At 57.3% G+C, this 25872-nt stretch carries 25 protein-coding genes; 7 read left to right on the forward strand and 18 right to left on the reverse strand.

What is annotated here, in order from left to right; translation table 11 throughout:
- Positions 1-205: 205 nt before the first annotated feature.
- On the forward strand, positions 206-817 hold the full coding sequence (locus tag GQF00_RS04030; protein ID WP_161317842.1) for a DUF2062 domain-containing protein: 612 nt from the start codon (positions 206-208) through the stop codon (positions 815-817).
- 8 nt (positions 818-825) lie between these two features.
- Here GQF00_RS04030 and lolD read toward each other — a convergent pair whose 3' ends face one another.
- The gene (gene lolD / locus GQF00_RS04035; protein WP_161317843.1) at positions 826-1515 is read right to left on the reverse strand and encodes a lipoprotein-releasing ABC transporter ATP-binding protein LolD; all 690 of its coding nucleotides are present in this window, start codon (positions 1513-1515) and stop codon (positions 826-828) included.
- Complete coding sequence (locus GQF00_RS04040) at positions 1508-2743, reverse strand: lipoprotein-releasing ABC transporter permease subunit (RefSeq protein ID WP_161317966.1); 1236 nt, start codon at positions 2741-2743, stop codon at positions 1508-1510. Before GQF00_RS04040 ends, lolD begins: the two co-directional genes overlap by 8 nt.
- A 179-nt stretch (positions 2744-2922) precedes the next feature.
- Between GQF00_RS04040 and GQF00_RS04045 the strand changes: the two genes are divergently transcribed.
- The 4 genes from GQF00_RS04045 to yecR all read left to right on the forward strand — a co-directional run bounded on the left by GQF00_RS04045 (position 2923) and on the right by yecR (position 6291).
- Positions 2923-3930, forward strand: coding sequence for a hypothetical protein (locus GQF00_RS04045; protein ID WP_161317844.1), 1008 nt, complete (start codon positions 2923-2925; stop codon positions 3928-3930).
- 43 nt (positions 3931-3973) lie between these two features.
- Positions 3974-4981 carry an agmatine deiminase family protein gene (locus tag GQF00_RS04050; RefSeq protein WP_161317845.1) on the forward strand — a complete coding sequence of 336 codons (1008 nt, stop codon included), beginning with the start codon at positions 3974-3976 and terminating at the stop codon, positions 4979-4981.
- 37 nt (positions 4982-5018) lie between these two features.
- The gene (locus tag GQF00_RS04055) at positions 5019-5912 is read left to right on the forward strand and encodes a carbon-nitrogen hydrolase (protein WP_202560335.1); all 894 of its coding nucleotides are present in this window, start codon (positions 5019-5021) and stop codon (positions 5910-5912) included.
- A gap of 169 nt (positions 5913-6081) precedes the next feature.
- Positions 6082-6291, forward strand: coding sequence for a YecR family lipoprotein (gene yecR / locus GQF00_RS16660; RefSeq protein ID WP_237440366.1), 210 nt, complete (start codon positions 6082-6084; stop codon positions 6289-6291).
- A gap of 163 nt (positions 6292-6454) precedes the next feature.
- Here the strand turns inward: yecR and GQF00_RS04065 are convergent, their stop codons facing one another.
- The 4 genes from GQF00_RS04065 to GQF00_RS04080 all read right to left on the reverse strand — a co-directional run bounded on the left by GQF00_RS04065 (position 6455) and on the right by GQF00_RS04080 (position 11110).
- Positions 6455-7711: a hypothetical protein gene (locus GQF00_RS04065; RefSeq protein ID WP_161317846.1), complete on the reverse strand. Its 1257-nt coding sequence runs from the start codon at positions 7709-7711 to the stop codon at positions 6455-6457.
- A gap of 206 nt (positions 7712-7917) precedes the next feature.
- Positions 7918-8676: a polysaccharide deacetylase family protein gene (locus GQF00_RS04070; RefSeq protein ID WP_237440367.1), complete on the reverse strand. Its 759-nt coding sequence runs from the start codon at positions 8674-8676 to the stop codon at positions 7918-7920.
- The gene (locus tag GQF00_RS04075; RefSeq protein WP_161317847.1) at positions 8669-9832 is read right to left on the reverse strand and encodes a glycosyltransferase; all 1164 of its coding nucleotides are present in this window, start codon (positions 9830-9832) and stop codon (positions 8669-8671) included. Before GQF00_RS04075 ends, GQF00_RS04070 begins: the two co-directional genes overlap by 8 nt.
- Before the next feature lie 126 nt (positions 9833-9958).
- Positions 9959-11110, reverse strand: a complete 1152-nt coding sequence (locus tag GQF00_RS04080; RefSeq protein WP_161317848.1) for a sulfotransferase — start codon at positions 11108-11110, stop codon at positions 9959-9961.
- A gap of 135 nt (positions 11111-11245) precedes the next feature.
- Between GQF00_RS04080 and GQF00_RS04085 the strand changes: the two genes are divergently transcribed.
- Positions 11246-12037 carry a glycerophosphodiester phosphodiesterase gene (locus GQF00_RS04085; protein WP_237440368.1) on the forward strand — a complete coding sequence of 264 codons (792 nt, stop codon included), beginning with the start codon at positions 11246-11248 and terminating at the stop codon, positions 12035-12037.
- On the opposite strand, the gene GQF00_RS04090 is transcribed toward GQF00_RS04085, so the two are convergent.
- A complete protein-coding gene (locus GQF00_RS04090; protein WP_161317850.1) occupies positions 12013-13203 on the reverse strand; it encodes a patatin-like phospholipase family protein in 1191 nt (396 codons plus the stop codon). The two genes, GQF00_RS04085 and GQF00_RS04090, sit on opposite strands and share 25 nt — an antisense overlap.
- 272 nt (positions 13204-13475) lie before the next feature.
- Between GQF00_RS04090 and GQF00_RS04095 the strand changes: the two genes are divergently transcribed.
- A complete protein-coding gene (locus tag GQF00_RS04095) occupies positions 13476-14573 on the forward strand; it encodes a GNAT family N-acetyltransferase/peptidase C39 family protein (protein ID WP_161317851.1) in 1098 nt (365 codons plus the stop codon).
- Positions 14574-14777: 204 nt separating this feature from the next.
- Here GQF00_RS04095 and nqrM read toward each other — a convergent pair whose 3' ends face one another.
- The 11 genes from nqrM to tesB form a co-directional block, all read right to left on the reverse strand.
- Positions 14778-15014, reverse strand: a complete 237-nt coding sequence (gene nqrM / locus GQF00_RS04100; protein WP_202560336.1) for a (Na+)-NQR maturation NqrM — start codon at positions 15012-15014, stop codon at positions 14778-14780.
- A gap of 1 nt (position 15015) precedes the next feature.
- Positions 15016-16026: an FAD:protein FMN transferase gene (locus GQF00_RS04105; RefSeq protein ID WP_161317852.1), complete on the reverse strand. Its 1011-nt coding sequence runs from the start codon at positions 16024-16026 to the stop codon at positions 15016-15018.
- Positions 16027-16216: 190 nt separating this feature from the next.
- Positions 16217-17446 carry an NADH:ubiquinone reductase (Na(+)-transporting) subunit F gene (gene nqrF, locus GQF00_RS04110; RefSeq protein ID WP_161317853.1) on the reverse strand — a complete coding sequence of 410 codons (1230 nt, stop codon included), beginning with the start codon at positions 17444-17446 and terminating at the stop codon, positions 16217-16219.
- Between the two features lie 15 nt (positions 17447-17461).
- The gene (gene nqrE, locus GQF00_RS04115) at positions 17462-18082 is read right to left on the reverse strand and encodes an NADH:ubiquinone reductase (Na(+)-transporting) subunit E (RefSeq protein WP_161317854.1); all 621 of its coding nucleotides are present in this window, start codon (positions 18080-18082) and stop codon (positions 17462-17464) included.
- 12 nt (positions 18083-18094) lie between these two features.
- Positions 18095-18760 carry an NADH:ubiquinone reductase (Na(+)-transporting) subunit D gene (locus GQF00_RS04120; RefSeq protein WP_161317855.1) on the reverse strand — a complete coding sequence of 222 codons (666 nt, stop codon included), beginning with the start codon at positions 18758-18760 and terminating at the stop codon, positions 18095-18097.
- Positions 18760-19587, reverse strand: coding sequence for a Na(+)-translocating NADH-quinone reductase subunit C (locus tag GQF00_RS04125; RefSeq protein WP_161317856.1), 828 nt, complete (start codon positions 19585-19587; stop codon positions 18760-18762). Before GQF00_RS04125 ends, GQF00_RS04120 begins: the two co-directional genes overlap by 1 nt.
- Positions 19587-20846 (reverse strand): NADH:ubiquinone reductase (Na(+)-transporting) subunit B, encoded by a 1260-nt coding sequence (locus GQF00_RS04130; protein WP_161317857.1) that lies wholly within the window; start codon positions 20844-20846, stop codon positions 19587-19589. The genes GQF00_RS04125 and GQF00_RS04130 overlap by 1 nt, the downstream gene beginning before the upstream one ends.
- A gap of 2 nt (positions 20847-20848) precedes the next feature.
- Complete coding sequence (locus tag GQF00_RS04135) at positions 20849-22195, reverse strand: Na(+)-translocating NADH-quinone reductase subunit A (protein WP_161317858.1); 1347 nt, start codon at positions 22193-22195, stop codon at positions 20849-20851.
- 287 nt (positions 22196-22482) lie between these two features.
- A complete protein-coding gene (locus GQF00_RS04140) occupies positions 22483-23922 on the reverse strand; it encodes a glyceraldehyde-3-phosphate dehydrogenase (RefSeq protein ID WP_161317859.1) in 1440 nt (479 codons plus the stop codon).
- 319 nt (positions 23923-24241) lie between these two features.
- Positions 24242-24820, reverse strand: coding sequence for a uracil-DNA glycosylase family protein (locus tag GQF00_RS04145; RefSeq protein WP_161317860.1), 579 nt, complete (start codon positions 24818-24820; stop codon positions 24242-24244).
- Entirely contained in the window at positions 24820-25695 is an 876-nt protein-coding gene (tesB, locus tag GQF00_RS04150; RefSeq protein WP_161317861.1) for an acyl-CoA thioesterase II, read from the reverse strand. The genes GQF00_RS04145 and tesB overlap by 1 nt, the downstream gene beginning before the upstream one ends.
- Positions 25696-25872: the final 177 nt, after the last annotated feature.

The raw sequence follows: 25872 nt of genomic DNA on the forward strand, positions 1-25872 counted from the left end.
CTGTTCGAGTGGGCATAATAGCCAGCCGCAGGCATCAACCGGGTAAGCTTCTGACCCGATCTTCTGCCAGCCATTGGCTACACCCCTGTCGTGCAATCACGGCAACATGACCAAGGTCTGACAGGCTGATCAGAGGATTTCTGACAGTCTTGACCCCAAACCGGAACGCCGCCACCCGACAGTGGTGGCCAGCAGATGCGAATACATGCCTAGAAGGATTTTTCGTAAATACCTGCCCAAACCGGAACGACTGCGAGAGCACAAGTCGTTAAGTTTTCTGGGTGAGGTTCTCTCTGATCCCAACCTCTGGCATATCAACCGGCGGTCACTGGCGGGTGCCGCCTTTATCGGGATTTTTGCCGGTCTGCTGCCCATCCCCTTGCAGATGGGCCTTGCCGCCCTGCTTGCGGTTCGCTTCCACTGCAACCTCCCGCTTTCCGTGGTACTGGTGTGGATTTCCAATCCGGTTACCTATGTACCGATTTTCTACTTCAATTACCGTATTGGCGCCTGGCTAATGGGAATGCCCCCCCACAGCGGGGATGCCATTACCGTCGCCTGGTTTGTTGAGCAACTGGTGCCTCTCTGGCTGGGCTCGACGCTCTGTGCAGTGGTATTTGGTGGGGCCGCCTATCTGACGGTAAAGATTGCCTGGCGCCTGGCGGTGATCCGCAGCTGGAACCTGCGCGCGCGCAATCGCGAGCGCATCCTGCGCAGGGAAGCCAGGAAGGCGGAAAAAGTAGAGAAGGAACAACAAAAACGACAGGATGAGCAGTCACAGACCACCCTGCCCAACAACGATTCTGACAACCACTGAAGTCCGTCTCAGACCCGGTTCAGCAGACCATCATGTAATTCGTACTGCTGCGGACAACGTGCCGCAAACTCCCGATCGTGGGTCACGATCATGAATGCGGTATTCAGCGATTTATTCAGATCCAGCATCAGTGCTTGCACTTGCTCGGCCGTTCGCTCATCCAGATTGCCGGTGGGTTCGTCTGCCATCACCAGAGCCGGTTCCGTGACCAACGCACGGGCAATTGCCACACGTTGACGCTCACCGCCACTAAGCGCAGAAGGCTTGTGTGTCAGACGATGGCCCAGCCCAACCTTCTCCAGCATGGTCGCCGCCCTCCCCTGACAATCCGCCGGTTTGTCACCGCGAATCAGCAACGGCATGGCCACGTTCTCCAGTGCGGTGAATTCCGGCAACAGGTGGTGAAACTGATAAACGAAACCCAGGTAACGGTTGCGCAAGCGCCCGGTACTCCGGTCATTCAGGGTACTCAGATCATTACCGGCGATCATCACCTTGCCACGGGTGGCATCATCCAGCCCCCCCAGCAAATTCAACAGCGTGGACTTGCCCGAGCCGGACGCCCCGATGATGGCCAGAATGTCACCTTCCAATACCGTAAGGTCTACCCCGCGCAGCACCTCCAGCTCGCTGGGGCCTTCCTCGTAACACTTCACCAATTGCGCAGCCTGTAAAACAGGCACGACGGCATCATTCATAACGCAGGGCCTCCGCAGGCTGCACCCGGCTGGCGCGCCAGGATGGATACAGGGTGGCCGCAAAGCTGATAAACAGGGCGATGGCGACAATGGTGGTCACATCCCCCCACTGCAGCTCCGACGGCAGGTAATTGACGAAGTAGGCATCGAACAAACGGGTATTGAATGTCTTCTCGATCCACGCGGCCAGATTGCTCACATTGGTCGCCAACAGCACTCCGAGCAAGGTACCCAGCAAGGTACCCACAAACCCAATCAATGTGCCCTGCACCATGAAGATTCGCATGATCGCACCCGGCGATGCGCCGAGGGTGCGCAATACTGCGATATTGCCGCGCTTCTCGGTGACCAGCATCACCTGGCTGGAAATGATATTGAAGGCCGCCACCGCCACGATAAAGCTGAGAAGCAGCGTCATCATGGTTTTTTCCATCTTGATCGCCTGGAACAGATTACCGTGGGTGCGGGTCCAGTCACTGGTGTAGTAGCCCGGCCCCAGTTCGCGCTGCAAGCGCCAGCCCAGTGTGGGAGCGGAGAACAGATCTTTCAGGCGCAACCGCAGCCCCTGCACCGCCCCCGCTTCGCGCGCCAGCTTGGCCGCATCTTTCACATTCACATAGGCATAGAGCGAGTCGACTTCAGCACGAACACGGAAAATGCCAGTGACCGTAAAGCGCTTGAAGCGAGGCATCACGCCCGCCGGAGAAATAGTGGCTTCTGGCAACACCAGCGTCACCTTGTCCCCCATATCCAGCCCCAGCCGGCGCGCCAGACCATAACCGATGACCATGCCAAACTCGCCAGGCGCCAGTGACTCCAGCCGACCCTGATCCATGTAGTCCCCGACGATGGATACCTTGCGCTCCGCCTCAGGCTCAATGCCGTGAATCAAGGCCCCGGCCACTTCACCACTGTGAGTCAGCATGCCTTCGAGCTGGACGAATGGAGACACCGCTTCGATTTCATCATGATGGTCCAGTCGTTGTGCCAGCGCTTGCCAGTCCTGAACGGGCTCACGGCCGTGAACAGTCAAATGGGTGACCATGCCGAGAATGCGCGTCTGCAACTCCCGGTCAAAACCATTCATGACGGATAACACGGTAATCAGCACCGCCACCCCCAGCATCAGGCCAAGGGCGGAGATCAGCGTGATCACCGAAATAAAACTGTTTCGGGCTCTGGCGCCGGTATAGCGCAGGCCGATATATACGGAGAGAGGTCTGAACATGGAGCGCATTTAACCCGAATCCCGACACAAATACTACGCCCAGCCTCCGCGCGGATAGCGGGAATGGTGGTCTTGTTCACCTTTGTGAACCGGGTCTGCGTCCGGCTTCTAGCAAAATGGTTGAATAAGTAAGCCTAACTTTCTAATATCGAAAGAAAATACCTTCGCCGGGGGAAAGAATGAAAACGAGAATAAAGCCGCTGCTGGCCATTGCTGCGCTGGTAATGCCCGCTGCAGCCCTGTCGGCAGAGATCCCCCAACGGGGTCTGACAGAGTCCCAGGTCCGTAACCAGTTCGGTTCACCCAGCTCCACCCGAGGACCAGTCGGCACTCCGTCCATCACCCGCTGGAACTATGATGGCTTCACCGTCTACTTCGAAAACGGCATCAGTCTTCATACGGTGGTCGACCGCCCGGCTCAACAGGCACCTGACGTTGTCTCCGGCGCCGATGCCCTGCCCCCTATTGATGAAGTGAGCGAAAAGGCCACAGCTCCTGCAGCAACAGCGGTACCGGAAACACCTGCGGCCGCGCCTGAGGCGGAGATGGCCTTCGACCCGGTGAGTGGGCGCTTTGTACCCACCGAAGCCACACAGCCGCCTGCAGCCGCCGGCCAAAAGGCCGAGGAAACAGATACACAACCTGAAGCCAGGAACGCAGCGGCGGCTGAAGGAACGTCCGTCGCCAGTGAGACCACCGAAAGCTCGGAGGTCGCCGAACAGGCTGCAACCCCAGAACCCGCTCCGGCCCCTGAGCCCGCTGCAACCCCGCAACCAGAACCTGAGCCAAAACCCGAACCCAAGCCCGTTGAGAAACCCGCTTCTGCGCCACCACAGCCCCCTGCAGCAGCACCAGCGTCGGACGGAGAATTCCGCTTCGATCCGGTAACGGGTCGCATCATTATCGCTGGCGAAGAAACCCCCGCACAGGCTGCTGCCCAATCCGAAGCTGATGCAGCCATTGCCAAAGCCAAGGAAGAAGCCGTGAAAGCCTCCGCAGAAGAAGCGGCTGAGGACGCCAGGGCCACGACAGAAAAAGCGATTGAAGATGCCTCTGAAACCGTCGACAAAGCCGCAGAATCTGGCGCCAAAGCCAAGCAGGAAGCCGTGGACAAAGCCGCCGATGAAGCTTCCGATGCCGCCGAAGACGAAGGTGGTTTCTATATTGACTGGGGCGCCCGTCAGTAGCACACTCGCGCGCATGTGACTTCCCTGATGGAACCTCCCTCCCATGCGCCGATTCCTACCTGAATGGCACCCCCAGTGGGGGGTGCTGCTCGCCTGGCCCGATCCTGATACCGACTGGGCTGATCACCTTGCCGAAGCCGAACAGTGCTACCTGAGTCTATTGGCTGCGCTGCTTGATCACGAACATGTCCTGCTGATCTGCCGCAACGAGACTCTCAGCAATCGCATCCAGCGTCTGGTTGCCCAACGCGGCATCCCTACAGAGCGACTGCGCCTCATCATTGCAGATTACAACGATACCTGGGCACGGGACTTTGGCCCACTGGCCGTGGAAAGCAGCGGCACGGTAGAACTGCTGAACTATACCTTCACAGGTTGGGGCGGCAAGTTTCAGGCCGACAGGGATAATGCACTTAACGCCTCCCTACCCTGGTCCCTGCCTCTGCATACTCAGGATCTGGTCCTTGAGGGTGGCGCCGTGGACACCGATGGTCAGGGCCATCTGCTGACAACGCGCCACTGTCTGCGCAATCCCAACCGCAATCCGGCTCTGACCGACGAAGCACTCACCGCCCAGCTCAAGGAACAACTGGGGGTAAAGGAGATCTGGTGGCTGGAGCATGGTGAGCTGGAAGGCGATGACACTGATGCGCACGTGGATACCCTTGCCCGCTTCGTGGATGCCCGCACCATTGCCTATGTGCAGTGCACAGATGCCAGTGACAGTCATCATCCCTCCCTGCAACGCATGGAAAAGGAGCTGCAGACGCTTGCCCACAAGCATAACCTGAGTCTGGTGCCGCTGCCGCTGCCTGTCGCCCAGTACAGCCGTGAGGGCGAGCGGCTGCCTGCCACCTATGCCAATTTCCTCATTACCAACGAAAAGATTCTGCTGCCGGTGTATGGCTGTGAAACCGATCAGGCAGCCATTGATGCGCTGAGTGCCGTAGCCGGAGAGCGCAGGGTGACACCGGTGGATTGCCGGGTCTTGATCGAACAACATGGCAGCCTGCATTGTGTCACCATGCAGCTGCCCCAGGGCGCCCTGTAAGCGCACTGCTTTTCACATTATTCAGGAAGGATCAGCAATGCGAGTTGCCGTTATCCAGCAGAAAAACAGTGCGGATCTTTCCGCCAATCTGGATCACTCCCTGTCCCTGGTGCGCCAGGCGGCCAGTGCGGGCGCGGAATTGGTAATGCTCCAGGAACTACACCGCAGTCTGTATTTCTGCCAGACCGAAGACACCTCGGTGTTCGATCTGGCAGAAAGCATTCCCGGGCCCAGCACCGACAAGCTTGGCTGCCTGGCCAAAGAGCTGGGCATCGTCATCGTCGGCAGCCTGTTCGAAAAGCGCGCCACCGGCCTGTACCACAATACCGCCGTGGTTCTCGAAAAGGACGGCAGCCTGGCAGGCATCTATCGAAAGATGCACATTCCAGACGATCCGGGCTTCTACGAGAAATTCTACTTCACCCCCGGCGACGCAAATTTCAATGAGGGACGCAGTGGTTTCAGCCCCATTGATACCAGTGTCGGTAAACTTGGCCTGCTAGTGTGCTGGGATCAGTGGTACCCGGAAGCGGCACGCCTGATGGCATTGGCGGGGGCGGATCTGCTGCTCTACCCCACCGCCATCGGCTGGGACCCGGAAGACGACAGGGACGAGCAACAGCGACAACTCGACGCCTGGATCACCATTCAGCGCGCCCATGGTGTTGCCAACGGTCTCCCCGTGCTGGTGGCTAACCGTACGGGTTTCGAACAGAGCCCTGCTGATGACAGTGGTATCCGTTTCTGGGGCAACAGCTTCGTCTGCGGCCCCCAGGGCGAGTTCCTCGCCCAGGCCGACAGCGACAGCGAGCAGGTACTGCTCGCCGATGTGGACATGCAGCGCAGCGAATCAGTACGCCGCATCTGGCCCTATCTGCGTGACCGCCGCGTGGATGCCTACCAGGATCTGAGCAAACGCTATCGGGATTGAAGCCAAGATCCATACCCACTTATGAACGGGCGCCAAAAACATGCGTTCGTCCTTGCTACTCGTCGCCGTGACTGCACTCCTGAGCGCCTGTGCCACCCCGTCCACCACCCGCTTAGCGGGTGGAGAGCCGCCCCGGGGCACCCGTGGTCATGGCCTGTGACTACATCTGATGCAACGCCCGAAAGTGGATTGGCACCAGGGCTTGCAGAAAACCTCGGGGCAATGTCAGCGTTGGGGGTACAACGGCGCTATTCCAGCTGGCAAACCCAGCCAGCGTTGCAAGACCGAAACCCAGCAAGGCAATTCCATCGGCTGGGCCTACAGCGCCGACTTTGAGTGCCCCGCCCCGGCAGAACAAAAATTTGAACGCCTTAGGTAAAACACAACCATTCACCGTGGGAGCTTGCCTGCAAGCGATTTGCCCTGCAAAAAGCTTTATCGCATACAGGCGAGCTCTTACAGAAGTTTCATGGAAATACAGCAATCCGGAACGTTAAACCCTTTCCCAATCGAATCGAGCATAGGTCATAGCTGACACGGACTTAATCCACCATGCTGAACTCGTAACCCTCTTCCTTGCGCTTCACATACTCACTCACCAGAAATGCCGGCTTGAGGACGTTGTAGAGGTTTTCATCCGTCACTTCCATATACTCACGGCGCTCGCGTTCAAAAGCGCGAAAACTCTGCTTGTAGTTCAGATAGTAATCCTGGATTTCCTTGAAACGCTTGGCAGCATACATGGAGTCCAGTGCTTCCATAGCCGACTTGGGATGGATACCAATGGCGGTGTTGAACTGGTCAAAAGCACGATAGATGTCACGATTGCGATTCACATAAATCAGAGAATTAGCGTACTCGTAGTGAACAATGGCGAGGTCATCTTCCTGCCGGAAAGAGGCTTCAAACCCATCTTCCACCCGGCTCAAGCGCGCCCCAAACGTGAGCCGGCCAAGCAGCTTGCCCACCACGCGGATAATATTGGCATCCTTGGCGGCCTGCATTGCCAGCGCCACGGGGTGGTCGGGATCGATTTCAACGGCATCATCAAGAGCCCGGCTGACCTTGAACAGATAGTTATTCATCAGCGCTTCCATGGGCGTCGCTTCTTCTGCCAGCCGGCCAATGGCAAACGCATAACCAAGACGCAGGACCATATAGTCATCACGGAACTCAGGCTCATCCTTCATACCTTTGAGCACGTCCACATAGTCGGCAATCTGGTTGGTCACATCGTTCAGCATTTCCAGCTTTTCATCCCGACTCTCAGTCAGATACAGGGCCTGGATACTCTGCGCAAGATACGCCGGCAGCTTGCCATAGGCCCCTAGCTGAACACCGAAGTCCTTGGCTGCACGAAAGTCACCACGGAAAAACAGACGCCAGGTGTGCAATACCTGTTGAGACAGGGCCTCGTAGTCACCATCAAAATCTGGCCCCAGTTCTTCTCTGAGGACCGGGAATCGCTCAATTCTTACCTGTAGATATTCCGGAGAGGGATAAGGCACTCGAATCGCCCGGGTCAAATCAGACCAACGAGCCTTGAGTTTTTCTGGCGGGTAGTCGAAATAACGAGTCTGGAACGGCACGGCATTCCAGGCACCCTCAATCACCGATTCGTCGACATCCACTTTTTCCGTCTGCCAGACATCATTCTCATCAACTGATTTACGGCTCTTCTCAGCCATGGCCCTGAGCTCACTGCGGCTGTAATCCTCATAATTCTTTTCAGCCAGCACCTGACCGGAGACAACAAAACCGGCAATGGTCAGCAGGGTGATACCAACGTGACGTTTCATATCCCTTTTCCGTATTGTTATTTTTGATAACTGAATGACTGAACCGTCAAAAAGTATCGCGTCCAGCAGAGGGAATGAATGTTCTGTTTTATCTCAAAATGACATCATCCTACACCCAGCCGACCAGTGGGGCTTTGCAGGAGAAAAAGTAAACACTTCAGGCAGAAGCGTAAGCGCCTGAGGGACAAAGGACAGGACGAAACCGGCTAGAGCAACTGACGCGGTAGCCACTCAGGATCCCCCAGTGCGGCATAGTCGTGAAATTCCGTCACGCGAGCAATCAGGTTAGGGATCTGTGACGCCAGATGGCTGGAAAGATCGAAGGGATGCAGCCCAATCCGAACCGGCATCTGCTGTGCCTTGGCACGAGCCACATTGTAGCCATTGAAAAGTTTCAGAAACCAGGCGCGAAATACCGTATCCGCCTCAAAGCCTACCAGCGGCAATCGAGTCAGGGTTCCGCTTTGGGTATCCAGCACGCCGGCGAGAGTTTCCAGATAACGGAACGGCAGCTGGTGATAGTGCTCCGGCCGCAGACTGCCCAATGCCCAGGCTGGTGGAACATACAGTGGCGACACGCTCAGACCCTGTTCCGCAAACCAGCCATGACAATCATTCATCAGCTGGATAACCCCGTCAGCACTGAACGATAAATGCTCGGCAACCTGACGGGACAACAGGGCACTGTGAAGCTTGTGATAGAGGGTAACCGGCGGTTGGCATTGATGAATCCAGCCGTGGCCGGCAAGAGGATGCCCAACTTGCTGAAGTCCGCGCAACCAGACCAAATCATCCCTGGACCAGTGCCTGCCCGGCACCACCAGCAATGTGACGGCCTGGGCAGGCAACGACAACGAGGCCAGCATGGCGCTGACCTGGGGACGGGTTTCCGGCATCACATCATGGATGCTGAGTAACGCTTTCAGACCGGTCATACCCTGCGCCATCCCACGACTTTCAGGCATGGTGACTGCTCAAGCGTCGCAGCAATGCCAGCGTTGGCGAAGGCAGGCTCGAAGGCACCGGTTTCATGGCGGCACAGTGCGCAAGCACCGATCCCCAGTGAGCAATGGCATCGTTGTTCATCACACAGGCTGCCTCACGGGCATCAAGGGCTTTTGCCTGGCGCTGGTTTGCGGACAATTCCTTGAGACGGTCCAGGGTCGCAGACAGGTTTTCCCCCTCTTCCATGATCCACAGACCACGAGCCAATGCAGGCCACTCATTGATGCCACAGGCGGGTGTAGTGATCACCAGTCGCTGTCTTGCCATTGCCTCCAGCGCTACGGTGCCGAAGGCTTCCACCGACGATGGCAGCACCAGTACCTGGCTGCGGTCAATGAGTTCCACCACCTGTGCACGGCTACACCAACCCAGCAAAGTGAGGTTGTCATGCCGTTTGCACGCTTCTTCAACCTTGCTGCGCAATGGACCATCCCCAGCCACTTCAAACTGGAGATCCGGGCGACAAGCAGCCAGCTCAAGGAAGGATTCAATATTCTTTTCCGCTGCCAGGCGGCCCACATAGCATACCCGCCGCACATCCCCAGCCAGCGGCTGAACCGGCGTCTGCACAAACTCCCGTGCCAGCGGTGTGCCGACCAACTGAGGGTTGCGCGCGCCCGCGGTTCGCGCCTGGGCAATCATGGATTCGCAGATGGTGGCCGCCGTTTCGCTGCCCTGGAACAGGGTGCGATTGACCCAGTTCAGAAAACCGCCCGCCAGACGCGCCAGACGCTTGCCCCAGTACAGTTCTACCAGGCGGTTGTAATCGGTCTGGAAGGTGACACAAACCGGGATACCCCACTTCTTGGCAATCCAGTAACCGATCATGGAGAAGATGCCGGGGCCAGGAATGACAATCACATGGGGCTTCATTTCCCATACCAGGGCACAGAGCTCCCTGATTTTTGGAAAGAACAGCCGCTGGGTCGGATCGCCGGGAATCGGCATGGAAACCCCCTGACAGGGATGGGGATCCTGCAGACAGGGTTGCACCAGCTCAACCCGCTCGACCTGGCCTTCCAGATGCGACACCAGATCCTGGAAATAGGCGCCGACGCCATTCCGACCTTTGATCGCATCCACCACAAAAAGTACTCGAAGCGTTTTGGTATCCATGGGGCGAGTATTCACCCCGGGTATGTCGAAAATGTGACACCAGGAAAACCGGTAGCATCAAGATGTGACAGAATTTTTCAGCGGTGAGACAGAGACTGAGTGATAGCGCGCCAGGAGGCGTTGGCGTCATTTCACGGGACGGGGAAAACCGAAACGCTCATACACCCAACCAAAGGTGGCGTTCAGGGTCTCCGCATCCACCCCCAGGTTTTCCAGCGAATAGGTATGAGCACTCTGGTATTTTCGGGCCTTGTGATCCTGCTCAAGCAGTCGGGTATGGAATGCCTCATCCACCTGCCAGCCAAAGACATCATAGAAGCCCAGCACCGTGGCGGCGGGCGCCTTGGTCAGTTCTTCCATCACAGACAACGATTGACGCTGTGATGGCATGGATTCCAAAGCAGACAACAGGTGCCGATAATAGTAGTCCAGCATGGCAAGAAAGCCCTGTCGCCAATAGACCGTGGTATCCCGCCCATCAAAGAGCTTCGCGCCGATAAGTATCGAGTTAATCTGTGACGGCACTGCCTGGTTCGGGCTGCGCAGGCAACCTATGAAACGGGCATCAGGAAAGCCTTCCGATAGCGTCTCCAGCCAGGGCGTAAAAGACGGATTTTTGGAGAGCAGCTGTTTGTGTTCGCCATGGAAGTAGAGATGACGTTGTATGAAACGGCGATAGGCGGTCATTACCCGCACCTTTTCCTCTGCGCTGCCATCACGGTCCAGGAATGTCAGTCGCCACAGTGCCGGTACCGGCACTACCAGCACCAGCAGGAAACAGCCCCATACCGGGATCAAACCCAGATAGTCCTCTTCCGGGTCAAGCAGCCCGGTCTTGTGGACATCATCCAGCCCCCCCAGCAGCCGTCGCTCCAGCCATCCCAGCAACCGGCCAAGAGGTCGCCCGACAGCACGATCCAGTCTGGCCAGCCCTGTCCAGAAGTAGCGCTGTGTAATGGACGGGGCAAACAGCAGTTCCCACAATGCGGTGGTGGTAAAGCCCTCATCCAGCGCTAACAACCGATGGAGAAACGTGGTGCCGCTACGCGGCACACCTACCACAAAGAGAGGTTCGCGCACCTGCACCCGCCGGAAATCGGGAAACAACACATGATCCAGCATCAAGCCAATGCCATTGATACCCTGCACCATCAGAAACAACGGCCAGAACACCAGCATGACCAGCCAGCGCTGCACTGAGCCCCCCTTTATCCTGCCCTCGTAATCCGGCAACCAGCTGGCGAGAAAGTAGCGCCCATAATCCCTGATCAGTGACAAAGTGCCTCCGCCTCTTCATGTCTTCGAGGTTGAACATGACACGCAGGTTACACCGTTAAAAAGTCACAAAAATGACACCTTGCCCTCTTGTATCCGGGTCATAGCGCTGTCATCTTTCTCGAAAACAATGTGACCATGAATATTGCGATGACACAGCCACTCAATGCATTCCATTCCCCCGCCCTGGTGGGCCACCGCGGTGCCCGTGGGGAAGCACCGGAAAATACCCTCGCCAGCTTTCAGGTTGCTGTGGAAGCAGGGGTCACGGAAATGGAGCTGGATGTACGGTTGTCATCCGATGGTCAATTGATTGTACTGCACGACAGTGACATCACCCGTACAACCGGCATGAAAGGCAATGTGCGTCAGTACACCCGTGCCCAGCTGGGCGTAATGGACGCTCGCCGTAACACGCCGGGCTGGCACAGCCCCACCGGCATCCCTTCGCTACAGGAAGTGGTGGATCTGTGCGGTCCTGACATGCGCTTCCAGTTCGAGGTCAAAGGGGCCGATCGCATCATCCTGCATCAACTGGCCCATCACCTGACACACATGATCCATGAACAGCAGCTGCAGGCCAGAGTTGTGGTCACCTCCAGCCATACCGGCTTCCTGCGCATGATGGCCACCATGGCACCGGATATTGAGCGGGGGTATGTCTGTCAGTACCGTTATCTTCAACCCACCCGGCGCGCACGGGCGCTGGGCTGCAGCTGGTTGATTGCCCACTACTCGCTGGTCACTCCGGCCTTGATGCGTCGTGCCCGCAAACGCGGACTGAAAGTCTCCGTATGGACGGTGAACGATCTCACTGAAGCCGACCGCCTGAGCCGCTTGAAAGTCGACAGCATCATCACCGACTATCCCACCAGCTTCGTCACCCACTTCCTACGCAAACACCGTTATGAGGATTCGGCCTCCGTCTGATTGTCCCCTGCCCCGGTTTCCAGCAACGGTTCCTGACTGAAAAACGCCTCTATCTCTTCCTTACGGGCCATGGCATCCCTGTAACCCATGTCGATCAGAGCCCCGGTGAAACCCGGCTCAAACAGCAGGTAACTCATGGCACTGGCTCCCGGGGAACGGGTGGCCCCCGACCCGCGGAGAAAGAAACGCAAGGTACGCGGCAATTCCTTAAGGTGCTCGGCGGCGATTTCATCGATGGGACGGGACGGATAGATTTTCAGCACATCCACTTCCCGTAAGGTAATGCCATGCTTGCGGCGGGCCCGCTCCCCCAGCGCTGAGAGGGTATGATTGATGCGCTCCAGCCGTTCCACATCCCCTTCCAGGGTGTCGACAAAAACACTGTTGAGCACATGGCCGAGCACCTGGGCCATGGACGGGTAACCACTGAGTATCCGCTGACGGCCAGCCGTGGCATTGCCGGAGACACCTATCACCAGCAGCCGCGAAGCGCCCAGATGCACCGCCGGGCTCAATGGCGCCAACTGGCGCAGAGCGCCATCGCCGTAGTAGCCACCATCCACCTTGCCGGCGGGAAAAAGGATTGGAATTGCCGCAGAGGCCAGCAGATGCTCGACCCCAATACGGGATCGCTTGCCCTTGCGACGGGCACGGACCCAGTCCGCCAGTTCCGGGGCACCCTGGAAAAAACTTTCCGATTCACCGGTGGCATAGTTGGATGCAGTAATGGAGATAGCGCGCAGGTGCCCCAGGTCAATGTTTTGCTGAATGCGCTGGAAATTGACCACAAGAGTCAACAGCCGCTGTAGGGGAAGATTATCCAGCAGGGCACTTCGATCCGGTGTGCGTCCAGTGGTAAAACCGGAAAACAGCCAACGCACGATGCCTTTGATACAGGCATAAAGATCCGTCCGGTATACCTGCTCTGCCGTCAGGTTCGCCCAAACCCGCTCAAGGCCACGTACCGCAGTGCGATAGTTTCCGGCATTGGCCGCCAGTGCTGCCGCATTGATGGCGCCAGCAGAAGTGCCGCAGATGATCGGGAAAGGGTTGGGTGTGCCACGATCCAGCAACTCGGCAATCGCCGACAGCACACCCACCTGATAGGCCCCGCGGGCCCCGCCCCCAGAGAGCACAAGCCCCCGAACCGGATCCTGTTGCGGCATTACGTCCCTCCTGATTAATGACTTCAGTATGCCGCGGGTACGACGTGGCTGCCACACCGGCGGGTAATGCTTATGTGATTCAGGGTCCTTTCTGATTTCGAGTTGCGAGAAGCGAGTTTCGAAACGCAGAAACGGTGGCTTCATAGGGGTTTTGCTCTTTCTCTTCGAGACTCGCTTCTCGCAACTCGCCCTCGTATCAGTTACGCCAAGATTCCTCTAGCCCGTCATATCGCTGTTGTCTTATGCTGGGCCACTCTCAAGGAACAAGGATCATGTGCCCCGTCACCCTCCGCCCTGCCCTTCCCAGCGATCTGGATGCGCTCACTGCACTGGAACAACGTTGCTTCGATTCGGACCGTTTATCCCGTCGCAGTTTCCAGAAATGGATCAATCGTCATCATGATGGCCTCATCGTGGCGCAAACCGATCAGCGCCAGCTGGCCGGGTACGCGCTGGTACTGTTGCAGCCGGGTACCCGTTTGGCGCGCCTGTATTCCATTGCCGTGGATCCAGCCCAGCGCGGACAACGACTGGGCGAACAGCTGATGGAAGCTGCCGAAGACTATGCCCATCAGGAACGACGACTCTACTTGCGTCTGGAAGTCCGCAAGGACAACCAGGGCGCCATCGCGCTTTATGAGAAACGTGGCTACCGTCTGTTTGGCCTGGCTCCAGACTATTACGAAGATCACCAGGATGCCCTGCGCTACCAGAAGCGGCTGCACTACCAGCCCGCCAACGACGCACAGCTTCACCTGCCCTGGGTGCAGCAAAGCACACCGTTTACCTGTGGCCCGGCCTGCCTGCTGATGGCGCTGGCGGCTTTGAAGGGACACACCCCGGACACCACCGAGGAACTGCTGCTGTGGCGAGAGGCCACCACTATCTACATGACCGCTGGCCACGGTGGCTGCCACCCCATGGGGCTGGCCATTGCGGCTCGCCGGCGTGGACTTGCAGCCACGGTGTGGTGCAACCAGAAGGGCCCCTTGTTTGTGGATTCGGTACGCGATCATGACAAGAAGGACGTCATCACCACCCTGCACCACTACTTTGTCAAAACCTGCAAGCAGGAAGGCATCGCCGTTAACTATCAGGACTTCACCGCAGACGATCTGGATAATGCCATCAGCGCCGGAAAAATTGTGCTGGTTCTGATCAGTACCTGGCGCCTGGATGGCCGCAAGGCGCCTCACTGGGTCGCCATTAGCGGCAATGATGAAGAATGCTTCTACATCCATGACCCGGACCCCGGGGAAGACCAGGTGCCGCTGGACTGCCAGCATGTGCCAATCACACGGGAAAAATTCGAGCAGATGCGTAAATACGGCCAGGCCAAATTGCGCACGGCGGTGGTGCTGGGGGGCTGAGAGTCGTTGAAAGTGTAAACTTGAAAAGCGCGAGCTTTACAGGGGGGCTTAAAGAATGCGGAATTTGCTTGTTTAGCCGGTTCAGCGCGGGCACAGCCTTTCTGTCCAGACAGGCCCGGTCCGCGCTTTTCAACTTTGAACTTTAAACGTTCAACCTACAAAAAAACCCGCACAAGGCGGGCTTTTTCTGCAAGGCACAGAACCTTACATCTTCATCACGTCGCGGCCCAGCGCAGCGGCTTTCTCGCTGTTCACTTTCTTGCTGTTCTCTTCACACTTGCCGCGATCTCCACCACAGATTTCGCAGCCTTCCTTAAGCCCCAGGTTAGCCAGGCCACCACAGGAGCCTTCCAGAGGCTTGTTCGACATAATCACGCCAATGGCCATACCGGCAAACAGGAGCCCCATAAAAATCACGGCCACTACAATAGTCATCAACATGTTACATCTCCTCCAGGATTGCTTCGAAGGCAGGCGTCATCAATTCTGTTACGCCTTCATCTGTTCTGACAATGAAAAACACCGCCAGTTCATGAGCCTTGGCAAACGCCATTCCGTCTTTCGGTCCCAGCACTGTCATTGCGGTTGCCAGGCCATCCGCCATCATGGCGCTTTCATGCAGTACTGACACCGATGCGAGCTTGTGCTGAACAGGGTAGCCCGTGCGCGGATCAATGGTGTGTGAATACAGTTTACCACCGGATTCGAAAAAATTCCGGTAATCGCCACTGGTCGCCACCGCCATGTCTCTGAGCGTCACAACCTGCTCCACCTCGCGAACCCCGGGGATCGGGCGCTCAACGGCAATCCGCCAGGGCTGGCCGTAGGGTTTAGTGCCGCGGGCACGCAGCTCCCCTCCCACTTCCACCAACCAGGAACGCAGACCATGCTTGTCCATGAGGTCAGCGATCTTGTCCACCGCAAAGCCCTTGGCAATGGATGACAGATCCACGTACACATCACCAGGTTGCAGAAGGCGAGCCCCATCAAGTAACAGGGCCTGCCAACCCACCCGGCTCATGGCTGCCTGTAACTGACTGTCTTCCGGAGGCTCGAAACGATCCGCTCCGGGCCCAAAGCCCCACAGGTTCACCAATGGACCCACGGTCACATCATAGGCACCACCCGTCATTTCAGAGATGGAAAAAGCGGCCTGCATCACCGTTACCGTATCCGCAGGCAAATCCATGATCGTCCCGCCAGGCGCCTGGTTGAACTGGCTGAGTACTGAATCCTCACGGTAAGTACTCATCTCCGCATTCACCTGCTCCAATGCGGCCTCAATATCCGCCTTGAGGGCATCAACGCTCTCATCCGGGTTGCCGGTAAACTTCACACTCCAACTGGTACCCATGGTGGGCCCGCTAAGCACAGAAAGGCGATTCTTGCTGTCGTCACAGCCGGACAGCAACAGCGTCAGGGAGAGAACCAGCAGGAGGCAGATGCGGGTCATGGTTCGGATCCGGTGGGTTGCACGAGTAGTTCAAAGTTTAAAGTTCAAACGAGGGAACCCCCGCCAGGAAATAATTTGAACGCGGGGTGCAGGGTCTGAATCCAGGCACTTCTGTAGCCACGGTTTCAACTTTAAACTTTGAGCTTTCAACTAAACCAAAAACGCCGGCCCGAAGGCCGGCGTCTCTTAATCAGCCGCCGAAATCATCCAGCAGGATGTTCTCCGGCTCAACGCCAAGGTCCTCAAGCATCTTGATGACCGACGCGTTCATCATTGGCGGTCCACACATGTAGAACTCGCAATCTTCAGGGGCCGGGTGGTCCTTGAGATACTGCTCGTAAAGCACGTTGTGAATGAAGCCAGTGAGCCCCGTCCAGTTATCTTCCGGTTGCGGATCGGACAGCGCCAGATGCCACTGGAAGTTGTCGTTCTCTTCTGCCAGCTGATCGTATTCTTCGGTGTAGAAACACTCGCGAACACTACGGGCACCGTACCAGAAGCTCATCTTGCGGTCAGAATTGAGACGCTTGAGCTGATCGAAAATGTGGCTCCGCATGGGCGCCATGCCCGCACCACCACCAATGAACACCATCTCGGCATCGGTCTTCTTGGCGAAGAACTCACCAAAGGGCCCGAATACGGTGATCTTGTCGCCCGGCTTCAGATTGAAGACATAGGAGCTCATGATACCCGGCTGGATACCCTGCGAGCCCGGAGGCGGCGTAGCGATCCGGATGTTGAACTTGAGGATGCCCTTCTCTTCCGGATAGTTGGCCATGGAATAGGCGCGAATCACTTCTTCGTTGTTCTTGCACTTCAGATCGAAGAAGTTGAAACGTTCCCAGTCACCGCGGTATTCCTCGGCGATATCAAAGTCAGAGAAATTGATATCGAACGGCGGCGCTTCCAGCTGCACATAACCACCCGCGCGGAAATCCACGTTCTCGCCTTCCGGCAGTTTCAGAGTCAGCTCTTTAATGAAAGTAGCCACGTTATCATTGGAGATAACCTCGCACTCCCATTTCTTCACCCCGAAGAACTCTTCCGGCACCTGGATCTTCATGTCCTGCTTCACGTTGACCTGGCAGCTAAGGCGCCAGCCATCGCGAATTTCACCCTTGGTGAAATGGCCTTCTTCTGTGGGCAGAATGTCACCACCGCCGTCCAGCACCTGACACTTGCACTGGGCACAGGTACCACCACCACCACAGGCGGAAGACAGGAAGATACCCTGATTCGCCAGGGTCCCCAGCAGCTTGCCGCCAGCCGGAGCATCAATGCCTTTGTCTGCATCGCCATTGATATCGATGCGTACGTCACCGGTTGCCACCAGACGGGAGCGGGCAACCAGAATTACTGCCACCAACGCCAGCACGATGGCAGTGAACATGACGACACCGAGAATAATCTCAACACTCATGATTCAACCCCTTCCTTACAGCTGCACGCCGGAAAATGACATGAAGCCCAGTGACATCAGACCCACGGTGATGAAGGTGATACCCAGGCCCTTGAGGCCGTCAGGAACATCGCTGTACTTCAATTTTTCACGGATACCCGCGAGCAGTGTGATTGCCAACGCCCAACCGGTACCGGCACCCAAACCATAAACCACGGACTCACCGAAGTTGTAGTCGCGCTCTACCATGAACAGGGACGCCCCCATGATGGCGCAGTTTACGGTGATCAACGGCAGGAAGATGCCCAGCGCGTTGTAGAGGCTGGGCACATACTTGTCCAGCGTCATTTCCAGGATCTGTACCAGCGCCGCAATCACGCCGATGTAACTCAGCAGGCCCAGGAAGCGAAGATCCAGCTTGGCCAGCTCGGGAATGCCAGTCCAGGACAAGGCGCCTTCGTTGAGAAGGTAGGTGAGCAGCAGGTTGTTCACCGGCACGGTAATGGTCAGTACCACAACCACCGCCACACCAAGACCGATTGCAGTCGAGATTTTCTTGGATACGGCGATAAACGTACACATACCCAGGAAGAAAGCCAGCGCCATGTTTTCAACAAAGACGGCGCGGACGAACAGGCTTACATAATGTTCAAACATTCCTCGTCTCCGTTAAAACGCGTCGCTGACACGGGTGTTGGGCTTCATTTTGAAGTCATCGGCTTCCACCTGGGCTGGCTTCCAGGCGCGAATTGCCCAGATGAACAGACCAATCAGGAAGAACGCGCTCGGCGGCAGCAGCATCATGCCATTGGTCATGTACCAGCCGCCGTCGGAAACCTTCGGCAGAATCTGGTGACCGAACAGGCTGCCTGCACCCAGCAACTCACGGGTGAAGCCCAGACCCAGCAGGATCACGGAGTAGCCCAGACCGTTACCGATACCGTCCAGGAAGGACGGGAGCGGCGGGTTCTTCATGGCAAAGGCTTCAGCGCGGCCCATCACGATACAGTTGGTGATGATCAGCCCCACAAATACCGACAGCTGCTTGGAAATGCTGTAGGCATAGGCTTTAAGGAACTGATCCACCACGATTACCAGCGAGGCAATAATGGTCATCTGCACGATGATCCGGATGCTCGACGGAATCGAATTACGGATGGTGCTCACGAAAAGATTCGAGAATGCGGTTACCGCGGTCAGAGCAATACACATGGTCACGGTAGTGCTCAGGTTGCTGGTGACCGCCAGCGCGGAACAGATACCGAGAATCTGCAGCGCGATGGGGTTGTTGTCGAAAATCGGACCTAACAGGATGTCCTTGGTTTTCTCCGCCATTACGCGTCTCCTTCCGGCTGGTCGCTGGATTCCACCGTGTTGCTGACGTCTATCACACTGTCCTCTTGCTGCATGCGCTGCAGGTAGGGACGGAAGCCGTTTTCACCCACCCAGAAGCGCAGCAGGTTGCTGACACCCTGGCTGGTCAGGGTAGCGCCCGCCAGGCCATCCACCTTGTGCTCGGCATTCGGCGTGTTGCTTTCCACGGTACCCTTGATGACCTGAATCTCAACTTCACCCTGGTCACCGTAAAGCTTCTTGCCATGCCACAGGGCTTTCCACTTGGGATTGTCCACTTCGCCACCCAGGCCGGGAGTCTCTGCATGCTCATAGAAGCCCAGTCCGGCAACCGTATTGGCATCCGGCTCCAGGGCCAGAAAACCGTACAGCGTGGACCACAGCCCATAACCGTGAACCGGCAGAATGATTCGGCTCAGATCGCCATTCTCATCCTTTGCTAGATAAACCTCAGCCACTTTGGCCTGGCTCTTGATGGAAGCCGTATCCACATCACCCGACAGGCGCTCGGACTGCTTGGGATCCTTGGCCGCTTTACGCTGATCGTAGGACTCAGGCATCTCAACGTAATCACCGCTGTCGATGTCAACGAACTTGCGCTCGATCAGCTCGAACTGTTCATTAACACCCTTACCGGCATCGTACATGCCTGCTGCCTGAAGAATATTCTTGCGCTTGTCGAGAAGCTTGTTCTCGTTCTGCACCGGGCGCAGGCTCACGGCGGCGGTGGCAACCACCACACCGCAGACCACACACACCAGGAAGGCAACCAGCAATGTCTTGCTGACGCTTTCGTTATTTCCAGCCATTACACTTCTCCCCCGGTACGACGCAGACGACGACGAATGTTTGCCTGAGTGACAAAGTAGTCAATCAGCGGCGCACACAGGTTACCGAACAGGATTGCCAGCATGATGCCTTCCGGGAAAGCCGGGTTGATCACCCGGATCAGAACAGTCATCACACCGATCAGGGCACCAAAGACGTACTTGCCGGTATTGGTCATGGACGCAGACACCGGATCAGTTGCCATGAAGATCATGCCGAAGGCGAAACCGCCTACGGTCAGGTGCCAGTACCATGGCATATCGAACATGAAGTTGGTGTCAGAGCCCACCGCGTTGAACACTGCAGACATGCCCACCATACCCAGAAACACACCCAGCACGATGCGCCAGGAAGCGATCTTGGTCAGCAACAATGCCGCGCCACCAATAAGGATCGCCAGGGTGGAGGTTTCACCGATGCTGCCCTGAATATTACCCAGGAAGGTGTTCATCCAGGCCAGGCTGGACGTAGCAGCCGCAGCGCCTTCATTGAGTGCATTGGCTGTCAGGCCCACCGCGTAGTCCAGGTTGCCGGAAGCGGCCAGAGACAGGGAGGTGGCGCCAGAGAAGTTATCTACGGCAGTCCATACTGCATCACCGGACATTTGAGCCGGGTATGCGAAGTACAGGAATGCGCGACCGACCAGTGCCGGGTTAAGGAAGTTCTTGCCAGTACCACCGAACACTTCCTTGCCGATAACTACACCGAAGGAAATACCCAGGAATACCTGCCACAGCGGGATCGCCGGGGGCAGGATCAGGGTGAACAGGATACCCGTGACGAAGAAACCTTCGTTCACTTCGTGGCCACGCTTCCAGGCAAACAGGCCTTCCCAGATGAAGCCACCGATGTACACGGTCAACAGGATCGGAATGTAGTAAACCGCACCGTGCAGGAAGTTCGCCAGCATGCTGCCGGGATCAAACCCGGTCAGGGCCATCACCAGATCGCTGCGCCAGCCGGCAATCGGGGTTGCCCCCAATTCGGCAATCTGCATGTTCGCCTGATAACCGGTATTCCACAGGCCAAACAGAATGGCCGGAAACGTGCAGAACCACACCGTCATCATGATGCGCTTCAGATCAAGACCATCACGTACGTGCGAGCCGGACCGGGTTACGGAATCCGGGCTGTACAGCATGGTGTCGAACATTTCATAGAAGGTGTAGTACTTCTCGAACTTGCCGCCTTCATGGAAATGCGGGGCAACCTTCTTGTCCAGGTAATTTCTCAAGCCCATGCTCAGCCCTCCGCTTCAATGGTGGTGAGGTTGTCGCGCAGGATCGGACCGTATTCATACTTGCCCGGGCACACAAAGGTACACAGGGCCAGGTCTTCCTCCAGCAGCTCCAGAGCGCCCAGCGCAGTTGCGCCGTCAGTATCCCCAACAATCAGGGAACGCAGCAGCTGGGTGGGCAGGATATCCAGCGGCATCACTTCTTCATACGCACCCACCGGTACCATTGCACGCTCGGAGCCATTGGTGGTGGTGGTGAAGTTGAAGCGTTTGCCGGGCATCAGCTTGGACAGATAGATGTTCATGAGCGAGAAGCGATTGACGCCGGGGGAGATGTAACCCAGCAATTCACGCTCATGCCCTTCTCGAAGGGCCGTCAACTGGTTGGCAGTGCGGTTCAGCCAGGCCAGCGGGCCGCGGGCGTTGTGGCCGTTATGCACGGAACCGGACACCAGACGGTTATCACCGCTCTTGAGTTCACCCTGGGTGAAATCTTCCACGCTGGCACCTACACGGGTACGCAGCAGGCGCGGCGTCTTGGCCTGGGGACCACACAGGGCAACAACACGCTCACTGGAGAGTTTGCCATTGAGGAACAGGTTGCCGATGGCAATCACGTCCTGATAGCCCAGCGACCATACCGTCTTGTTCATGCTGACCGGGTCCAGGAAATGGATCTGGGTACCCACGTTGCCAGCCGGGTGCTTGCCCGCGAAGGTTTCTTCGCGCACCTGACCGCCAGCGAAACTGGGCAGATCTGTCTTGGGACCACGGCATACCCACACCGGACCGTCAGTGAGACGGCTCAGCACGGTGAGACCGGCACGGAACGCCTGCTCGTTTTCCTTGATCACCACTGCCGGCTCCATGGCCAGCGGATTGGTGTCCAGAATGGAAACGAAAATGGAGTTCGGGGTGGACTCAAGCGCCGGCACCTTGCCGAAAGGGCGAGTACGCAGCAGGGTCCACTCACCGGAATCCACCAGCTGCTGCTGGACAGCAGCGCGGTCGATGCTGGACAGCTGGTCGATGCTGTAGGAGGTAAAGGTGACTTCATCTTCCTGATCGGCCACTTCAATCACCACGGATTGAAGTACGCGCTTGTGGCCGCGGTTGACCGCGATCACCTTGCCAGCCGCAGGAGCGGTGTATTTCACACCCTCGGTTTTCTTGTCTGTGAAGATAACCTGGCCCTTTTTGACCATGTCGCCTTCGCGGACTTCCATAGTGGGCTTCATACCCACATAGTCACCGCCGAGCACGGCAACAGAACGAACCTGGTGACCTTCCTCAATCTCCTGGCGCGGTGCACCAGTGATGGGCAGATCCAGGCCCTTCCTGATTTTAATCATAGTTACTCGCCCACGTTGCGTGTTGCTGAAGTCGAGGCAAATCTCCAGAAATCACCCGTAAACTGGGCAATCGCCGGGGATTCACGCAAAATCCGGAATTTGCACTTGGGAGCCAGCCATAGCTGGCGGCGCACATTATAAAGACGCGACTGCTTATCCGCCAGAGGCTTGGCGACCGACTTTTGTCGCATCGCACCAGTCAGGCGCGCCGAATGTGCACGTTTTTGGCGCCATAAGGTAGCCGAAAAAAAGCCCGCAGTGCTGCGGGCCCTTTTCATTGCTCAGGTTCAGTCCTTCGGATACTGCGGGTATTCCACCCCGGAGATCTGCTGAAGGATACGCAAAACCTGACAGCTGTAGCCAAACTCATTGTCGTACCACACATACAGTACGCAATGGCGCCCGTTGACAATGGTAGCCTCGGCGTCGATGACGGACGCGTGACGGGAACCGACGAAATCGGTGGAAACGGCATCCGGGCTGCTGACAAAGTCCACCTGACGCTGCAGCGGAGAGTGCAGACTCACCCAGCGCAGGTACTCATTCAGCTCTTCCAGGGTGGTTTCCTTCTCCAGGGTCAGGTTCAGGATCGCCATGGACACGTTCGGAGTAGGAACGCGGATGGAATTCCCGGTCAGCTTGCCGGCCAGAGAAGGCAACGCCTTGGCGGCGGCAGTAGCCGCACCGGTTTCGGTCAGCACCATGTTCAGCGGCGCAGCACGACCACGACGGGGGCCTTTGTGGAAGTTATCCAGCAGGTTCTGGTCATTGGTGTAGGAATGCACCGTCTCTACGTGACCAAACTCGATACCAAACTTGTCTTCCAGCGCTTTCAGCGGCGGCACGATGGCATTGGTGGTGCAGCTGGCGGCGGAGATGATCTTGTCAGCATCTTCGATGGTGTTGTTGTTCACACCATGAACAATGTTTTTCATATCACCTTTGCCCGGCGCCGTCAGCATCACGCGGGACACACCCGGACGATTCAGGTGCTGGGACAGGCCTTCCACATCACGCCATTTACCGGTGTTGTCGATCACCACGGCATTGTTGATGCCGTACTGGGTGTAATCGATGGTGTTCGGGTCGCTGGAGTAAATCACCTTGATGAAGTTACCGTTGGCGATGATGGCATTTTCTTCTTCATCAACGGCAATGGTGCCGGCAAACGGGCCGTGCACGGAGTCGCGACGCAGCAGGCTGGCTCGCTTCTGCAGGTCGCCCTTGCCGGATTCACGTACCACGATCGCTTTCAGGCGCAGACCATTGCCGGAACCCACTTTTTCAATCAGCAGGCGGGCCAGAATGCGGCCGATACGACCAAAGCCATAGAGCACCACATCGGTGGGTTCAGCCAGGGAAACCTTGCTGCTCACGGCTTCTGCCAGCTCTTCACGGACATAATCTTCAATGGACAGACCGCGGTTATCTTTCTTGTACTCCACCGCCAGCTTGCCCACATCAATACGGCAAGCACCCAGGTCCAGCTTGGCCACTTCCTGCAAAACCGGGAAGGTGTCCACGACAGACAGCTCGGAGTCCTCGATTTGCTTGACGAAACGGTGTGCTTTCAGGATCTGGATAACAGACTTGTTGACCAGGGCGCGGCTGTAAACGGTAGTGGTCACGTTCTTTTCGCGCTGCAGGCGGCCGATCATCGGAATCATGCCTTCTGCAATTTCTTCGCGGTTCTTCCAGCGGCCGAAATGGTCTTCCAGTTTGCTCACGGAGATGCCCCTCTCAGTTTGGGTTCAGGCGACGGAAACCGTTTCATGGCTCTGGAGGGCCCGGCTTCACTGGTCACCAGCGGTGGAGTTTGGGGCGCGGATGATACCGCCAAACGGCGCGTTTATCCAGCCGGGGAGTACATCGCGATGGCATATTTTGCGGGAGCGACGGCTCGTTGGCCAAACGGCGGGGAGGCGAGTTACGAAGAACGAGTGTTGAAAGGCAAAAAGGCCTGAGGCCAGCACAGGCAGGAAGGAAGGGGGTCGCTGTTCGCGACTCGCATCTCGTCACGAGAAACTTCCCAGCCCTCAGAATAGGTTATAACACGGCCCCCACCCTCTCCCGCAGCACTGGTAGCACCTCCTCCTCGAACCAGGGGCGCTGGCGCAGCCACAGGCGGTTGCGGGGGCTGGGGTGTGGCAAAGGGAAAAAACCGTGCTCAAGGGCCTTGCGGTATTCCCGCACGTTATCGGTCAGCGTCTTGCTCGCCCCTGGCAGGTAATAGCGCTGGGCATACTGCCCCACCAGCAAGGTCAGACGCAGGTCGGGCAGTTCCGCCAGCAGCGGCCCGTGCCATTGGGGCGCGCACTCCGGCCTGGGTGGCAGATCGCCCCCCTTGCCTCGGCCTGGATAGCAGAATCCCATGGGAATAATGGCAATGCGCTGCTCATCGTAAAACGCGTCCCGGTCCAGTTGCAGCCAGTCACGCAGGCGATCCCCGGAGGGGTCATTCCAGGGAATACCGGTTTCATGAACCCGGGTGCCCGGTGCCTGGCCTACGATCAGCAGGCGAGCACCCTCCCCCGCACGCACCACAGGCCTTGGCCCCAACGGCAGATGCGCTTCGCACAGCCGGCAAGCACTGACCTCTTCAAGCAGTGCCGGGAGACGTTTCATCAGGCCGGACTGTCGGACGGATGCTGACGAATCAGGCCTTCCTGTGCCACGGACGCCACCAGGGTGCCATCCTGACGGTAGATCGATCCGAAGTTCATGCCCCGGGAGCCCCCCGCGAAAGGACTGTCACTGCGGTAGAGCAACCATTCGTCAATTCGGAAGTCATTATGGAACCACATGGCATGGTCGATGCTCGCGCACTGGGTATTGGCCTGCCAGAAATTCATGCCATGAGGCAGCATGGCCGTACCCATCAGTCCGAAGTCGGAACAGTAGGCCAGCAGCGCCCGTTGCAGCATGGGACTGGCTTCGACCTTGTCCACGACCCGGAACCATACTTCACGCACCGGCGCCTTGGGTTCAGACGAAATAGGGTCCAGCGGGGTCACCGGACGAAACTCAACCGGGCGCTCAAGGAGAAAATCCTTGCGATACTGTTCCGGCAGGCGCTCAACCAGCTGCAGCCGAATTGCCTGATCCGTATCCAGGGTTTCCGGATCCGGCACTGTTGGCATGTCCGCCTGATGCGTAGCACCCTGCTCCACTTCCTGATAAGACGCCGCCAGGGAGAAAATCGGCCGGCCATGCTGGATTGCGTTTACCCTTCGCGTGGTAAAGCTCTTGCCATCACGAATCCGGTCCACGTCATAGACGATGGGCACATTGAAATCACCAGGGCGCAGAAAATAGGCATGCAGAGAATGAACAGGCCGATCCTCCGGCACAGTGCGAGAGGCGGCCAGCAACGCCTGCCCGGCAACCAGCCCCCCAAAAACACTCCGCTGACCATTGGCCTGGGTCTGGCCGCGAAACAGGTTGTTTTCCAGTTGTTCCAGGTCAAACAAATCCAGAAGCTCCCGAACTGGTGCTTTCATCTTTCACCCTCAGCGCAAAGCAAAACCACATGGTAACGCCAAAGGCCGATCTTGTTCAGTCAGGCCGGGCCGAATGTCAGAACCGGCCAGCAACGAGTCGCAACTGACTGGTTTGGAGCGGCAAGCTACAAGCTGCAACACGAATCATGATCCGTAGCCACCCATCAAACGCCCGAG

The organism is Alcanivorax sp. DP30, assembly GCF_009882945.1.
GTDB lineage: Bacteria > Pseudomonadota > Gammaproteobacteria > Pseudomonadales > Alcanivoracaceae > Alcanivorax.

Excerpts from the sequence above, each read along its gene's own strand:
- GQF00_RS04030 (WP_161317842.1), top strand. The coding sequence starts at position 206 with ATGCCTAGAAGGATTTTTCGTAAATACCTGCCCAAACCGGAACGACTG.
- lolD (WP_161317843.1), bottom strand. The coding sequence starts at position 1,515 with ATGAATGATGCCGTCGTGCCTGTTTTACAGGCTGCGCAATTGGTGAAG.
- GQF00_RS04040 (WP_161317966.1), bottom strand. The coding sequence starts at position 2,743 with ATGTTCAGACCTCTCTCCGTATATATCGGCCTGCGCTATACCGGCGCC.
- GQF00_RS04045 (WP_161317844.1), top strand. The coding sequence starts at position 2,923 with ATGAAAACGAGAATAAAGCCGCTGCTGGCCATTGCTGCGCTGGTAATG.
- GQF00_RS04050 (WP_161317845.1), top strand. The coding sequence starts at position 3,974 with ATGCGCCGATTCCTACCTGAATGGCACCCCCAGTGGGGGGTGCTGCTC.
- GQF00_RS04055 (WP_202560335.1), top strand. The coding sequence starts at position 5,019 with ATGCGAGTTGCCGTTATCCAGCAGAAAAACAGTGCGGATCTTTCCGCC.
- yecR (WP_237440366.1), top strand. The coding sequence starts at position 6,082 with ATGCAACGCCCGAAAGTGGATTGGCACCAGGGCTTGCAGAAAACCTCG.
- GQF00_RS04065 (WP_161317846.1), bottom strand. The coding sequence starts at position 7,711 with ATGAAACGTCACGTTGGTATCACCCTGCTGACCATTGCCGGTTTTGTT.
- GQF00_RS04070 (WP_237440367.1), bottom strand. The coding sequence starts at position 8,676 with ATGCCTGAAAGTCGTGGGATGGCGCAGGGTATGACCGGTCTGAAAGCG.
- GQF00_RS04075 (WP_161317847.1), bottom strand. The coding sequence starts at position 9,832 with ATGGATACCAAAACGCTTCGAGTACTTTTTGTGGTGGATGCGATCAAA.
- GQF00_RS04085 (WP_237440368.1), top strand. The coding sequence starts at position 11,246 with ATGAATATTGCGATGACACAGCCACTCAATGCATTCCATTCCCCCGCC.
- GQF00_RS04090 (WP_161317850.1), bottom strand. The coding sequence starts at position 13,203 with ATGCCGCAACAGGATCCGGTTCGGGGGCTTGTGCTCTCTGGGGGCGGG.
- GQF00_RS04095 (WP_161317851.1), top strand. The coding sequence starts at position 13,476 with ATGTGCCCCGTCACCCTCCGCCCTGCCCTTCCCAGCGATCTGGATGCG.
- nqrM (WP_202560336.1), bottom strand. The coding sequence starts at position 15,014 with ATGTTGATGACTATTGTAGTGGCCGTGATTTTTATGGGGCTCCTGTTT.
- GQF00_RS04105 (WP_161317852.1), bottom strand. The coding sequence starts at position 16,026 with ATGACCCGCATCTGCCTCCTGCTGGTTCTCTCCCTGACGCTGTTGCTG.
- nqrF (WP_161317853.1), bottom strand. The coding sequence starts at position 17,446 with ATGAGTGTTGAGATTATTCTCGGTGTCGTCATGTTCACTGCCATCGTG.
- nqrE (WP_161317854.1), bottom strand. The coding sequence starts at position 18,082 with ATGTTTGAACATTATGTAAGCCTGTTCGTCCGCGCCGTCTTTGTTGAA.
- GQF00_RS04120 (WP_161317855.1), bottom strand. The coding sequence starts at position 18,760 with ATGGCGGAGAAAACCAAGGACATCCTGTTAGGTCCGATTTTCGACAAC.
- GQF00_RS04125 (WP_161317856.1), bottom strand. The coding sequence starts at position 19,587 with ATGGCTGGAAATAACGAAAGCGTCAGCAAGACATTGCTGGTTGCCTTC.
- GQF00_RS04130 (WP_161317857.1), bottom strand. The coding sequence starts at position 20,846 with ATGGGCTTGAGAAATTACCTGGACAAGAAGGTTGCCCCGCATTTCCAT.
- GQF00_RS04135 (WP_161317858.1), bottom strand. The coding sequence starts at position 22,195 with ATGATTAAAATCAGGAAGGGCCTGGATCTGCCCATCACTGGTGCACCG.
- GQF00_RS04145 (WP_161317860.1), bottom strand. The coding sequence starts at position 24,820 with ATGAAACGTCTCCCGGCACTGCTTGAAGAGGTCAGTGCTTGCCGGCTG.
- tesB (WP_161317861.1), bottom strand. The coding sequence starts at position 25,695 with ATGAAAGCACCAGTTCGGGAGCTTCTGGATTTGTTTGACCTGGAACAA.